Source organism: Hoeflea sp. EC-HK425 (genome assembly GCF_902498795.1).
Classification (GTDB): domain Bacteria; phylum Pseudomonadota; class Alphaproteobacteria; order Rhizobiales; family Rhizobiaceae; genus Hoeflea; species Hoeflea alexandrii.
The window spans coordinates 1-12,456 of the sequence record NZ_LR701553.1 but is presented as its reverse complement, the minus strand read 5'-3'; the positions used below and the strand labels follow the sequence as shown (position 1 = coordinate 12,456).

The window sequence follows — 12,456 nt, the reverse complement described above, 5'->3', positions numbered from 1 at the left end:
CCTACGGCCCATGCGGCGCGAGGTTGGGTAACCTCGCATCAGCGCTGAGGTAGCGATCGAACCAGTCTCGGACCATGATCTGAACTTCAAGCTCGAATTCGGACATGCTGTGATCACCGCCTTCAAGCATAACGAGCCGGAAGGGCACGCGGCGGTCCAATAGAGTTTCTGATAGCCTTATGGAGTCCGAAGGAGGCACCCGCCAGTCTGCAGTGCCGTGCAAGATTAGAAGCGGAGTAGTCTGCGGAAATTTATCGACGAGATTGAGTGCCGAGCGAGCATCGAGTTCAATCTCAAGCTCCGCACCTTGCCGGTCAATAGCTTCCGCATAGACCCGCATCATCTCCGGCCGAGCCTCCAACCCAGCCCGAAGATCGGTGGGTCCGGCCATCACGACGGCCGCGCGGATCCGATTTGTTCTTGTCAGGGTAAGATATGTCATCAAGCCGCCGCGGCTATGGCCCATCATCCCGATACGTTCTGCATCGACCGACTCTAATCGATCCAACACATCAATCAAAGAAAGCACATCTCCGACATCTTCCCCTCCAAACCCATCGTGCCCAGGGGCTCCTGCGGTTCCCCGGTATTGGCTCGCCACCACAACAATCCCTTCCGCCGCCAAATCAACAAGTTGCAGAAAATCTAGATTAGGGGCGAGCATGCCGAATGTACCGTACCCGCCGCGATTGTAGATAATGGCCGGATGCGGACCAGGAGCCGTCGGTTCAAAAAGAAAACCGGCCACTGGCAGCCCGCCGCTATCGTATGTTATTTCCCGGATTCTCACACGGGCCAAAGCATCGTTGTTGAGCAAAGGCAGCGTCTCAAGAACGTCGGCTCCAATCGACAGCGACACCTCCGTCGAAGTCAGGAGCGCTTGGGGCGCGTTTTGCTCGGTACCCTGCTGCGCAGACGCTGCTGTCGCCGAGGCTATCATAACAGACACGACAGAGCTGCGGCATACGGACCAAAGAGTTCGCCGATGATTGCGGTTGGTTGTTTCATATTGTTGCGTCAAAGCTTTGCCAGATTTGATCAGTTCCGAATATCTCAATGGCAGCTCTACGGCCTGTAGTGAATACAGAGTCAAGGGATTCTCTTCGGGGGCCGGTTTGCGCAGCGTATATCCGGTCGCGCTGATCAAGCCCTTACCCGGCATTGCCAAGTTGATCGCGCCACAACTGGTGAAGCCGTACGTCAAGCGCGGCAAGAATGATGCAGCCGATGCTGAAGCGCTATGCGAGGCGATGAGCCGCCCGACGATGCGGTTCGTTCCGGTGAAGAGTGCGGATCAGCAAGCCGCGCTGATGCTGGTGGGCCTGCGTGAGCGTGCTGTCGCCGCACAGACGCAGCTTGCCAATACGATTCGTGGCTATGCAGCTGAGTTCGGGCTGACCGCGGCCAAGGGCATGTCTCATATTCCGTTCCTTCTGGAACGCATGATGATTGATGACAATATCCCGGCTTTGGCGCGTGATCTGTTCGCATCACTAGCTGAGGAATTTGCGCAGTTGGGTGAGCGCCTGAAAGAGGTGGAGGCAAAGCTGATGGCTTGGTATCGCGACAATGAATGTTGTCGCCGTCTTGCAAAGATCCCTGGTGTTGGGCCGATCAGCGCGGTCTTGCTGGTGATGAAAGCGCCGGCACCGGAACAGTTCACATCAGGAAGGCAGTTTGCCGCCTGGATGGGCCTGACGCCCAAGGATCATTCGACTGCGGGCAAAGTCAGGCTCGGTGTTATTACGCGGGCCGGCGATGAGGCATTGCGCAAGACATTGGTAGTAGGGGCGACCTCGTTGCTCCGACAGGTAAGAGCGGGAAGAGGCAGGAACGCTTCGCTATGGCTCATCGAGTTGCTCAAGCGTAAGCCGCCAAAACTTGCGGCTGTCGCGTTGGCCAACAAGATTGCCAGAATCGCGTGGAAAATGATGGTATCCGGCGAGGGTTACAAGGGCAATGCTGCGCAACCGGCTCTGGCATGCGCGGCGTGACGAGATCAGCCTATCACGGTGAGCAGGATACAGACGCTACCGTGCTGAGTTGATGCGTGAACTTGCATGAAACGAGTAGATGGTGTGATCGATCGATCCGAGACGTGGTCCACTCCGCAGGTGCCAATGGCCCAACGAGGCCGAACAAGTGTTTGGAACCCACGTCGCGGAACCCATCTTGGCCAGCGTTCATGTGTGAACGCACCAACAGGCCGGACATATGAACGCAAGCGATCCGATCAAATTATCAAAGAATTCTTGCAAGGAGGGGGCCGTCCACATATGGCATCTTGATGAGGTTGTGATCACGATCAACGGCATAAAGCATTGGCTGTGGCGCGCAGTAGATGCTAACGGCGACGTGCTCGACATCCTTGTCCAGGGCCGCCGCAATGCCAAGGCCGCCAAGCGCTTCATGGCAAGGCTGATCACTCAATTTGGCCAGCCCCGGGTCGCCATCACAGACAAGCTGCGCAGCTACATTAAGCCGATCTCGCATCAAGCACCGGACGCCGATCACCGTGCTCACAAAGGGCTCAACAATCGCATCGAAGGGAGTCTCAGGCCGACGCGACGACGAGAGAAGACCATGGGACGGTTCAAGTCGCCACGGCAAGCGCAGCGCTTCCTCGCAGCACATGACCAGATCTACAATATCTTCCGCTCTCGCCGTTACCGCCTCTCCGCCACATCATATCGTCATGCCAGGGCAGATGCATTCTGTCTCTGGGCTGACTATACCGCCGAAATGACATCATAATCGTCGCGATAACGCGCTTTCAAAATCTCGCTTCAGCAACTTGGCAATGCCCCTTGAGCCTGTAGCGGCTACAAGGTGTATGCTTCAATCAAAATGGCTTCAGAAAATGGCTTCAGAAAATGGCTTCAGGAGGCTTCAATGAGCGACAAACCGGTTGTCGGCATCACAACGGCACATACAGTGCTCCCGCTTGTCATCCTGTGCTGCGCTAGCCCGGTCTTCCTTTTCGCGGGCTTGGGCGGCTTGATCGGGTGGCTCGGCGGAGCGAACATTTTTCTGGCCGTGGGCCCGGCGATGGTCGCCGGAGTTGCCGTGAACAGATTTCTGCGTCGAAGGGGTGGAGGACCCCGGACAACCGAAGCCTCGAACCACGCCGCAAACCGGCTTGAGGACGAGACCAGTGAAGGTGTCAAGAATTGGCCGCCTACGTCGGCTTGCTGCCCGACCGCTCCGCGCGAAACGCCAGCCAAAGGGACACGCTTGGAACGATCAGCCACTGCAGCACCGGAGAAATCCCAACATGAACATATGGCAGTACCGGCATTCTTGCGTCGTAGCTCCAGCGCGCCAACAGATGAATGGAAGCCCATTCGATCACCACAGTCAGGAGAAATCCGGTCGCAACCGTCGTGACCGCGAAGGCGAAACGGGCGGTGGGCGGCCAGAAGGACCTTCGTAAGAGCCACCATCCTGCAAAAATGGCTGCGGCTGCGATGGCGATGTCGCCCAAGGTGCATTGAGCGACGTCCGAGACGATCTGCACAGGCGATCCTGAGCGCCAAAGCGTGTAAAGCGGCGAATGAGCGAACTCCCAAAACAAATGGAAGACGGCGGAAGACACCAAGTAGATCAGCCAGAAACGTTTTCCAAATCGAATTCGGGGGAATGTCGTCGCGCAGAGGGTCACATTTGATGCCGCCAGATTGGATTTACCAGCGCAAACGATACCGCCGGTAGAGGCTACAGGGTCAAGACAACATCAGAAAAGGGTCACCACGATATGGCCGAACATATTATACCAAGCACGCGGAGACCTGCTCTGAAGGTCATGAAAGATAATGGCGAGTGCATTGACCTCTTGCTTGAATCCCGGCAGCGCTTGGAGGAAGGAATGTCTTTGATGCCACGGTTCGATGCGAACGGCCTTATCCCCGCCGTCGCCACGGACATATCGGACGGCACCGTACTAATGCTTGCCTGGATGAATGCAACGGCTCTCAAAAAGACGATCGAAACCGGTGAGGCCTGGTATTGGAGCCGGTCCCGCCAGTCTCTGTGGCACAAGGGCGCCACCAGTGGCCAGGTCCAGAAAGTCGAGGAACTGCGCATGGACTGCGACCAGGACGCGGTCTGGCTCAAGGTTCGGGTAGCCGGCGATGGCGGATGCTGCCACACCGGCAGGATCACCTGCTTCTACCGCAGTATCATAGTTAGACCGGAGGGTGCGCGGCTGCGGGGCATTGAGATGTGACGCGGCTAGTGCGCTGGATTGAGATGCGCGCGGTCCTTACGGCGGCTGGTTCTACCCGTGTCACGGCTCCATCCATGGCCGTGCAGGCCGGGTGTCCGTCGTCGAATGATTTGAGACTTTTCGTGCGTTGGAAGAGTGGAGTTTCCGGCTCGGTTTGCGGTTCGATTTAAGCCGCTTTTGCATTGTGCTTCAAGCGGCGCTGCTTGATGGTGTTTCGTTTGATCCTTTCGCGTTGGAGCAAGATGGTCTGGCCGCGCCCGAAGTAGACGTCAGCCGGGGTGAGATTGTCGAGGTTCTCGTGGTATCGGCGATGGTTGTAATGCACGACGAAAGCCGCGATTTGGGCTTCGAGTGTTGAATTCCGCTCAGAACTGAGCCGGGTGGGCGGATAATTTCCATTGAGATTTGAGCCATGTGAACCTTCCCCCCAGAGCTGTGAGCGTCGGGGGCAACGGAGTGATCCACATGGGACTTTTAAACATCATTCGGCGCATGCATTTGCGGGAGAAGCTGTCGATCCGTGAGATCTCGCGACGCACGGGACTGTCGCGCAATACGGTGACCAAGCATCTGGCAGCGAACACGATCGAGCTAAAGTTCGCGACGCCAGAACGTCCAAGCAAGCTGGATCCATATTCTGAGAAGTTGGCGGGCTGGCTGAAGACGGAAGCCGGGAAGGAAGTTTGCGCGCCTGCGACGGCCCCCTCTTGACCCGAGTCCGCTAGCTTGGTGATGCCCCGCAATCCATTTGCGCAGTCGATTTTGCTGCGAACATGTAGCTCTTGGCGACACATCTCTTGACTTTCTTCATGATGTCGCCCATAGCTACAACGTGAGACAGATCAGTTATACGAAGATGGCAATCCGGGTCTTGCGCCGGATGCCAGTGAACAAGGCTAGACTGATCCGGTCCAAGATCGAAGCCTATGCTCAAGACCCCGCCTCGCAGGCCAACAATGTGAAGTCCTTGAAGGGGCGAGATGGGATCCGACTGCGCGTGGGCGATTGGCGGGTGATCATGGATGAACAAGACAATGTCCTGGCCATCCTGGATATAGGCCCCCGTGGCGGCATTTATGATTGAAAGGGTATGACATGAACGAGATGGTGACGATCCCCCGCGAAGAATATGACCGCCTTCAGGCGGCAGCCGAAGATCTGGCCGACCTTCAAGCCTATGATCGCGCCAAAGCGGCGCTGGCAGCGGGCGAGGACGAATTGATCCCGGAAGGTTTTGCAAACCGCCTGATGAATGGCGAAAGCCCACTGCGCGTCTATCGCGATCTGCGCGGCCTGACCCAGGCTGCCCTGGCGGATAAGGCCGGTGTGAACCGCGTCTCCATTGCCGAGATCGAGACCGGTCGCAAGCAGGGGTCGATCGCTACCCTGCGCGCTTTGGCAGATGCTCTCGGGGTCACACTCGACGATCTGGCAAACTGACTTCTGGCCTCTTGCCAGGGTAGGATCCGCTACACATCGTTTCCGAAAGCCGTGGCTCGTCCTACTCGTCTTTTTCAGGACTTTCTTCCGCAAAACCATTGCCCAGGGGTATACGGGCATCCAGCAACCCCGAATCCTCTAGCGCCTCGATGTCGGGCAAATCGCGCAAGGTCTCCATGCCGAAGGCCGAAAGGAAGTGTTTTGAGGTAACATAGGTATAGGGCGCTCCCGGCGTCGGGCTGCGCGGCCCCGTCGCAATAAATCCCGCGCCGCGCAGGGACCCGATCACGTCACGGCTGACCTCCCTGCCAAAAATCTTCGACAGCTCACTGCGGGTTAGTGGCTGGGAATACGCAATCGCCATCAGCACAATCGCCTCGAACTCGGACAGAGCCGCGGCCCCGCCCCTTGTCGGTGCCTGCGATGCCCGGATTGCGTCCGCGTAAGCCGTACGGCTTCGGTGCTGCCAACCACCTGCGACCGAAACCAGCTCATAGGGCCTGGATCGAAGTTCCTCGCGCAGATCATCAATGAGCAGATCAATGCTGCAATCCCTGCCCACGACGCGCGCCAGGGTTTCACGCGTCACCGGCTCGGCCGAGGCAAAGATCACCGCCTCAACCCGCAGCATCCATTCCCGCCACCGCAAGTCCTGCGGCAAATCCTCCAGCTCCCGATCAAACAGCCGATCGGCTGTAGGGTTCGTCTTCTTTCGGGATGGTCTTGCAGCCGGGGCTCCGGTCATGGTCACAATCCATAGATCCGGAAGGACGACCGGCCGGACAGCTCGCGCACGGCGTCAAAACCCTCCAGCCGTTCGAACAGTCGGGAACTGGCCCAACGCGACAGACCACTGCCGGGTGCGGAAGCCGCAATCGCATCCTCATCAAGCAATGTCTGGAACACGGGCTCGGCTCCCTTGGTGCGAACTTTCGGTGCCGCAGCAACAAGCTGATCGGCTCGGCGGGCAATCTCGCCGGCTGAACGCAGGGCACCCGCTGTGCCCTCAACCAAAGCCAAACACATCGCCCCCGCGAATGCGGGTTCGTCGGGGCGAACACGCCCCCTCCCCCCAATCGTGCGAAAAGCTGGGCCATACCGTTCACCCATCAGCAGCGGGACAGGAAACGGCCATTTGAGTTGTTTGGCGATGAGACCATCGGCCAGCGCCCAGGCGAGGGGCTCGGCATCCGGACGGGCGGCACAGAGTGTTGTCACCAGCTCCGCCGCGGTGAAGGGTGGCGACAGGCCCGAGTGGACCGCGTTGTCATCCGCTGTCCCGACAGTGACCGCAAACGTCTCATCCCAGGCGAGACCCAAAAGTTCGGCAAGCTCGCCAACGTGTTTTGGGGAAAATCCAGGTTTTCGGGACGAAATCCTTTTGTAGGCCAAAACCACCTTTCCGGCCGGGCCAGAGTCGTCGCCGGCCGCCGCCAGCAAAACCGCGTCACGCAAAGCGTGTTCGTCCTCGTTGCGGCCCATCAGCCGGACGGCGGCGGCGGCGCATTTGAGCGCCTGACGCGAGCGCCAGCAACCGGCCCAGGCCGGATCTGAACGAACCAGATCATCCAGCGATTTCAGGGCGATGCCGGCGGCGAAGGCCGCGTCTGCCTCGGTCACATCACGACCATTCGGACGCGCCCAGGTGGGCAGACCAGACAAGCGAAAGGGCAATGAAGAAGGGGCGGCCGGCAGCGAATCCATGCGGAAGACGCTACATCGATTGTGCGGTTTAGGCTACCTAAATTACACCTATCCGCACAGCATGTCTTCACATTTCTATGAATGATAAGTTTGCATTATCGTTCGTTTTGCTCATTATAGAGGAATGACGCAAATAATCGACGAAAACAGCGATTTTCATGCTCCGGAGAGCTCTGCACCGCTGCACGGCACGCCAGCCGCCGACGGCATTTCCACCGCCGTCGCCGCGGCCTCAACGCCCCCTCCCCTGCCGGCACAGCTGCAGGACCTCACCGAGCGTGCCCGCGGCTACGTTGATGCCGCCAGCTCCGCCAACACGCGAAAAGCCTACGCCTCCGACTGGAAGCACTTTGCCGCTTGGTGCCGGCGGCAGAACCTCTCTCCCCTCCCCCCAGATCCAGAAATCGTCGGGCTCTACATCACCGCCTGTGCCAGTGGCACCGCCTTCGGCAGTGCCACTGGCACGGCGACACGCGGCGCAAAGCCGAACAGCGTCTCGACCATCGAGCGGCGCCTCGCCGCCATCGGCTGGAATTGTTCGCAGCGCGGCATGCCGCTGGACCGCAAGGATCGGGCGATCGCCACCGTGATGGCAGGCATCCGCAACCGGCATGCAGCTCCGCCCCGGCAGAAAGAAGCCCTTTTGCCGGAGGACCTGATCGCCATGCTGGAAACGCTCGATCGTGGTTCGCTGCGCGGCATCCGCGACCGGGCCATGCTGCTCGTCGGCTTTGCCGGCGGGCTGCGCCGCTCGGAAATCACCGGTCTCGACCTTGGCCGTGACCAGACGGAAGACGGGCGCGGCTGGGTCGAGATTTTCGACAAGGGCGCGCTCTTGACCCTGCGCGGCAAAACGGGCTGGCGCGAGGTCGAGATCGGTCGTGGTTCCTCCGATGCCACCTGCCCTGTCGCCGCGCTCGAAAGCTGGATCAAGTTCGCCAAGCTCGCCAAAGGCCCCCTCTTCCGTCGTGTGACCGGCAAGGGAAAGGACGTCGGGCCGGACCGGCTGAACGACCAGGAGGTCGCGCGCCTCGTCAAGAAGACGGCGCTCGCCGCCGGCATGCGGGGTGATCTTTCCGAGGCGGAGCGCGGACAGCTCTTTGCCGGCCATTCGCTGCGTGCGGGCCTCGCCTCCTCTGCGGAGGTCGACGAGCGCCATGTGCAAAAGCAGCTCGGCCACGCCTCGGCCGAGATGACCCGACGCTATCAGCGCCGGCGTGATCGCTTCCGCATCAACCTCACCAAGGCGGCTGGACTATAGGCAAATTCACATACTGGATGCATAGTTCAAGGAACTCCGCAGCAAGGGACTTTTCACCCCGGCCCATTCGGCGAGAATTAATCTTGGCTGAATGGTCTCAATTCATCAAGAAGGGCAAGCAGCGCGAGTAACTTGGCACTCCTTCCCGTGCTCGCGTTCACAACGAGATTTCGCCCGTTTGCCCGCATCACTCTCGGATGTCCCATCTTCTGCGGACCATCGGGAACCCTTGTTCGTAGGTTTTACTCGAGCAATGGCGACGCAGGTATCCTCAAACGTCTGCCGTACGTTGCAGTTAAAGCCGCCACCGAAATTGCGGCAGGCTGTAATGGCATCCAAAGATGCGTCGCGTGGTGACGCAAAGTCAATTTCCGTCAAGATAACCGTGCCATTGCCACTTGCGGCAATGGCACCGAAGCGAGACACCGCAGACGTAGACCGGGTGACATCGTAATCGTTCTCCTCACCTGCGAGGCTGGCGAGTCCCAGACGTTGCTGCAACTCCTTAATTTGATTATCGCGGTCCCGCTGTCCTACCGCAAACTCAGCAATTGTCTGAGTCTGTGTACGGAGTTGCTCGTTCAGTTCACTGTTCCTATCAGTGAGGCTTACAAGATCGCGTCGTGCCGTGGCTAAATCTTGACGGAGGGACCCCATCTCTCGATTGTCCGTTTGGCCACCACTAGGCTCGTCAACTTTTCTTAATCGCTCATTTAAGTCGAAGTTCTTACTGGCGAGGTCAGCTATCTCACGCCGTGCAACGGCCAAATCCTGCCGATATGAGGCCGTCTCGCGGCTGTTGGGTTGGGTCTTAAGGGTATCGTTTTCGACACGGAGGCGCGCAATGAGCTGTTCCTGCTCGGCGAGACGCACCGCAAGCTGCTCACGCTCTGCATCAGACGGTGGAGCAATATCACGAGTACCCCTGGCAATTGTTACCAAATCCGCTTCGGCAGTAGGCAGCCCTAGGTGCGAGGCACCAAATCCAATCCCAATACCGCACGCCAGAAAAACAAGAACCTTCCACCCGCCGTATCGAGAAGCTCGCGATTGAGTGGCCACGGTGACAGGAGAAGGTTCTTCCAATGCCCGTTCGTGACTGGAAAAGGTTGTTGGTAACGTCGCAACCGGTGCTGCGACGACTTCTTTCGGGCTCGTCGGCCCAAAAGGAAATGCGTCATCACCGCTCGGCCAGTAACCGACCGCTCGAAACGCACCTCCAACATCTGCGATTTCGAGGTGCATACCGTCCGCAATGTGCTCGCCGACTTTTTGGGTGAGAAACAAGTAAATCTTGTCACCCTCGCTTCGAGCTTCCAGGGGCACATAAGATAACGACTTTACCCACCCGGCTTTACCGAGAAACCGGTTTGTATTCAAATCTCGGATACTAAATCGAGGAAGCCCCCGGATTGGACTTGCACCTTGGAGGATAATAACGGTGCCTTCGGGGTTGTTCTCAACGTCCGCAGTAAATTTCACAGGTATCCACTCCTCAAGTGGGTGGCGTCGTCGCCAACAAGCGTTGAAATGTGCGCAGAAGCTTTGTCTCGAAGCATCTTGACTCCATCATCAATCGATTTCGCGCCCTCACCGACCATAAAGAGCATGCCTTCGAAATCGAGCAGTTCCCGTATCAGTTGCTCATTCCATTCCGGAATGCCATATAGACCCCGATACCACTGCTCGATCGGGTATTGCTCCTTAGCAGCAAACTGGATTCTTCGTTGTGCAGCCGGGTGCATCAGCCAAAAAGCAAGACGATCAATTTCAACAGGCTGATCTGCATCTTTCAGGCGAAAGCTGAATGCAATCCTTGGCCCCCTCACCTGCGCTAGCTGATTTTCATCAGTCAGCCAGAAGGGCTGCGAACACGAAATCCAGGTGACCTCCACTCGAATGCCGCTGTCCTCAAGTTCGTCGATCCAACTGACAAGCGCGGCACCCCAGTTCGTAATGTGAGCGCCGGATACGCTCTTCTCGGTGGTCATGTTTATCGCGACCTTAACGATAGGTCTGACACGACGTAAATCTGGAAGATGATCCATCATGCAATCCAAATCGCCCCCAAGATACCGGGGGACGTCAGGATAAGCTCCAGCGTAATCGTAAGCCTCGACCGTCAAGGGCGACGTTGCATTTGCCACTGCGATGTCCAATGCCCTAATTAATCGGTCGCGGCCTTCTTCCCATCCCGTTCTAGCAAGTGCAACCGCCTCTTCCCATGTAGACGTACCGAGCGAAGGATCGTTGCTACGACTTACACGCTCTCCTCTCCACGGCGATGACTGTGTGCACGCAAGGTCCAGAAACTCGTCAGCACTCTCGAATTTGAAGTGCTGGGTTTCCTGCCAGCGCTCTGGAAACTGGACGAGCGTTACATTGCTTTGATCTTTGAGACCGTGCTCGGATCTAATCCCCGCCATACGACCATCTCCTCGACCTCAGCTTCAGGGACATCCAGCTTCAATAGATTCGCTCCCATCATCGAAGCTCTCATCGATATTACGTGCCGGATCTTCAACTCCTCAGCTCTTTTCCGCCAACGCTGGATTTTGCTGACCCAATCGTCGTTCTGAGCAAGGTTCCGCTCCATCTCCTCATCGTAATCAACGGGGATCACTATAAAGCGGTCGAGCGTTGCCGCATCGAGTTGACTTCTCCCGACGTAAACGTGGTTCGCGCCGCGGCCGTATGTATTGGCCGCCGCCATACAAATGAAATCGGGATGAACCGGGACTGGTTGATCTGTTGACGGAAAATCGCAGTATCCGTTGGCGATAGCTGTATTGAACGCCACGAGCGCCTGCGCAGACGACGCATCAATCTCGTCAAACAGGAATACCCCACCCTTCGTGTAGGCATTGTAAAACGGAGTAGGGTTATAGCCGCCCGAAGCATCCCGAAACCCAAGAAGCTTATATTCACTTTGAATCGGGCCATTGAAATAGAAGTCCCGCTCCAGAAACCGCGCTGCTTCCATCGCTATCCGTGTTTTCCCCGAACCAGCCGGACCGACCAGTAGCAAGTTAGCGCCCCTTATCTGGGCGGCAGTTAGCACCCTTTCGAATTGCTGGTGTTGTTTGGTGCCCCGTGAACGCCTTCCATCCTGGAATTCAATCCTGATAATTCGTGGAAACGACTCCTTGATTTCTGCGTCAATAATCTCTTGAGCTATAGCCTGAAGCTCTTCCCGGATTTCCTCGCGCTCGATGTTTTGGCGCAACGAGTTCCAAACCAGTTCCTCAGCTTTAGCCCCTGCTAAATCGAGAGTTTGTTGATGCAGAGCCTGTTCGATTTTTTCATCTTTGAACAGCCTCTTTAGCTTGTCTTCAAGCTGGGCGCGGAAAAGCGCGACAGTTGCGTCCTCGCTAAGATAGTCGGCAAGCGCCTTGTTTCCTCCGTTCTCAATCGCGGCCTTCAATAGTACCGACACCCGCTCAGCAATGCCGCCTAAGAACTCCGGACTGTTCAACACAGCATCCGTCTGCTCCTTGATGAAGGTGCGACCGTTGAGTGTGATCGCGCTTTCAATTTCGCCAAAGAGCTTTTCTACAATGGCGGCAGACGATAAGATCGCATCGACCTTTTCTTCTAGGGAGTTTTGGATACTGGGGTTTCCCTCAAGAACTGCCGCTACTGCTGCAATGAATGCAGGATCCTCCATTTTTCCATTTTCAGGTTTATTCTTACGATCTAAGAGTCGGTCCGGAAAGTTATTCAGTTTGAACAGAGCCTTCTCAGCATGAGGCGAATGGATGCCAATTTGAGGAAGGCGAGTGCGTTGCGTGACATGTTTTCGAAGTCCTTGGCCAGCCTGCGGCAA

At 57.3% G+C, this 12,456-nt stretch carries 12 protein-coding genes and 4 pseudogenes; 7 read left to right on the top strand and 9 right to left on the bottom strand.

The window, feature by feature from the left end; all coding sequences use genetic code 11:
• Window position 1: 1 nt before the first annotated feature.
• Complete coding sequence (locus SPHINGO391_RS00895) at window positions 2–1,147, bottom strand: alpha/beta fold hydrolase (protein WP_193217143.1); 1,146 nt, start codon at window positions 1,145–1,147, stop codon at window positions 2–4.
• Here SPHINGO391_RS00895 and SPHINGO391_RS00890 point away from each other — a divergent pair.
• Both SPHINGO391_RS00890 and SPHINGO391_RS00885 read left to right on the top strand, forming a co-directional pair.
• Entirely contained in the window at window positions 1,116–1,994 is an 879-nt protein-coding gene (locus SPHINGO391_RS00890) for an IS110 family transposase (protein WP_280177910.1), read from the top strand. The genes SPHINGO391_RS00895 and SPHINGO391_RS00890 overlap by 32 nt on opposite strands.
• 277 nt (window positions 1,995–2,271) lie before the next feature.
• Window positions 2,272–2,754 (top strand): annotated as a pseudogene (locus SPHINGO391_RS00885) (IS6 family transposase); the annotation flags it as partial.
• Window positions 2,755–3,178: 424 nt separating this feature from the next.
• On the opposite strand, the gene SPHINGO391_RS00880 reads toward SPHINGO391_RS00885, so the two are convergent.
• Window positions 3,179–3,517: a hypothetical protein gene (locus tag SPHINGO391_RS00880; RefSeq protein WP_193217142.1), complete on the bottom strand. Its 339-nt coding sequence runs from the start codon at window positions 3,515–3,517 to the stop codon at window positions 3,179–3,181.
• Window positions 3,518–3,865: 348 nt separating this feature from the next.
• Here SPHINGO391_RS00880 and hisI point away from each other — a divergent pair, with 348 nt between their 5' ends.
• Window positions 3,866–4,225, top strand: coding sequence for a phosphoribosyl-AMP cyclohydrolase (hisI, locus tag SPHINGO391_RS00875; RefSeq protein WP_343200283.1), 360 nt, complete (start codon window positions 3,866–3,868; stop codon window positions 4,223–4,225).
• Window positions 4,226–4,391: 166 nt separating this feature from the next.
• On the opposite strand, the pseudogene SPHINGO391_RS00870 reads toward hisI, so the two are convergent.
• Window positions 4,392–4,577, bottom strand: a pseudogene (locus tag SPHINGO391_RS00870) (IS3 family transposase); the annotation flags it as partial.
• 113 nt (window positions 4,578–4,690) lie between these two features.
• Here SPHINGO391_RS00870 and SPHINGO391_RS00865 point away from each other — a divergent pair.
• The 3 genes and pseudogenes from SPHINGO391_RS00865 to SPHINGO391_RS00855 all read left to right on the top strand — a co-directional run.
• A pseudogene (locus tag SPHINGO391_RS00865) lies at window positions 4,691–4,885 on the top strand (winged helix-turn-helix transcriptional regulator); the annotation flags it as partial.
• A gap of 172 nt (window positions 4,886–5,057) precedes the next feature.
• Entirely contained in the window at window positions 5,058–5,309 is a 252-nt protein-coding gene (locus SPHINGO391_RS00860; protein WP_152007169.1) for a type II toxin-antitoxin system RelE/ParE family toxin, read from the top strand.
• A gap of 11 nt (window positions 5,310–5,320) precedes the next feature.
• Entirely contained in the window at window positions 5,321–5,665 is a 345-nt protein-coding gene (locus SPHINGO391_RS00855; protein ID WP_152007168.1) for a helix-turn-helix transcriptional regulator, read from the top strand.
• Window positions 5,666–5,726: 61 nt separating this feature from the next.
• Here the strand turns inward: SPHINGO391_RS00855 and SPHINGO391_RS00850 are convergent, their stop codons facing one another.
• Entirely contained in the window at window positions 5,727–6,410 is a 684-nt protein-coding gene (locus tag SPHINGO391_RS00850) for an SMC-Scp complex subunit ScpB (RefSeq protein WP_152007167.1), read from the bottom strand.
• A 2-nt stretch (window positions 6,411–6,412) separates the two neighbouring features.
• Entirely contained in the window at window positions 6,413–7,369 is a 957-nt protein-coding gene (locus tag SPHINGO391_RS00845; protein ID WP_152007166.1) for a DUF1403 family protein, read from the bottom strand.
• A 124-nt stretch (window positions 7,370–7,493) separates the two neighbouring features.
• Between SPHINGO391_RS00845 and SPHINGO391_RS00840 the strand changes: the two genes are divergently transcribed.
• Window positions 7,494–8,630, top strand: a complete 1,137-nt coding sequence (locus SPHINGO391_RS00840; RefSeq protein WP_023516351.1) for a tyrosine-type recombinase/integrase — start codon at window positions 7,494–7,496, stop codon at window positions 8,628–8,630.
• Between the two features lie 105 nt (window positions 8,631–8,735).
• On the opposite strand, the gene SPHINGO391_RS00835 is transcribed toward SPHINGO391_RS00840, so the two are convergent.
• The 4 genes and pseudogenes from SPHINGO391_RS00835 to SPHINGO391_RS00820 all read right to left on the bottom strand — a co-directional run.
• Window positions 8,736–10,112 (bottom strand): DUF4189 domain-containing protein, encoded by a 1,377-nt coding sequence (locus SPHINGO391_RS00835; RefSeq protein ID WP_024271578.1) that lies wholly within the window; start codon window positions 10,110–10,112, stop codon window positions 8,736–8,738.
• On the bottom strand, window positions 10,109–11,056 hold the full coding sequence (locus tag SPHINGO391_RS00830; RefSeq protein WP_024271577.1) for a hypothetical protein: 948 nt from the start codon (window positions 11,054–11,056) through the stop codon (window positions 10,109–10,111). Before SPHINGO391_RS00830 ends, SPHINGO391_RS00835 begins: the two co-directional genes overlap by 4 nt.
• Window positions 11,008–12,297: an AAA family ATPase gene (locus tag SPHINGO391_RS25310; protein WP_024271576.1), complete on the bottom strand. Its 1,290-nt coding sequence runs from the start codon at window positions 12,295–12,297 to the stop codon at window positions 11,008–11,010. Before SPHINGO391_RS25310 ends, SPHINGO391_RS00830 begins: the two co-directional genes overlap by 49 nt.
• A 53-nt stretch (window positions 12,298–12,350) precedes the next feature.
• Window positions 12,351–12,456: pseudogene (locus SPHINGO391_RS00820) on the bottom strand (IS5/IS1182 family transposase); the annotation flags it as partial.

Excerpts from the sequence above, each read along its gene's own strand:
- hisI (WP_343200283.1), top strand. The coding sequence starts at position 3,866 with ATGTCTTTGATGCCACGGTTCGATGCGAACGGCCTTATCCCCGCCGTC.
- SPHINGO391_RS25310 (WP_024271576.1), bottom strand. The coding sequence starts at position 12,297 with ATGGAGGATCCTGCATTCATTGCAGCAGTAGCGGCAGTTCTTGAGGGA.
- SPHINGO391_RS00845 (WP_152007166.1), bottom strand. The coding sequence starts at position 7,369 with ATGGATTCGCTGCCGGCCGCCCCTTCTTCATTGCCCTTTCGCTTGTCT.
- SPHINGO391_RS00850 (WP_152007167.1), bottom strand. The coding sequence starts at position 6,410 with ATGACCGGAGCCCCGGCTGCAAGACCATCCCGAAAGAAGACGAACCCT.
- SPHINGO391_RS00855 (WP_152007168.1), top strand. The coding sequence starts at position 5,321 with ATGAACGAGATGGTGACGATCCCCCGCGAAGAATATGACCGCCTTCAG.
- SPHINGO391_RS00830 (WP_024271577.1), bottom strand. The coding sequence starts at position 11,056 with ATGGCGGGGATTAGATCCGAGCACGGTCTCAAAGATCAAAGCAATGTA.
- SPHINGO391_RS00840 (WP_023516351.1), top strand. The coding sequence starts at position 7,494 with ATGACGCAAATAATCGACGAAAACAGCGATTTTCATGCTCCGGAGAGC.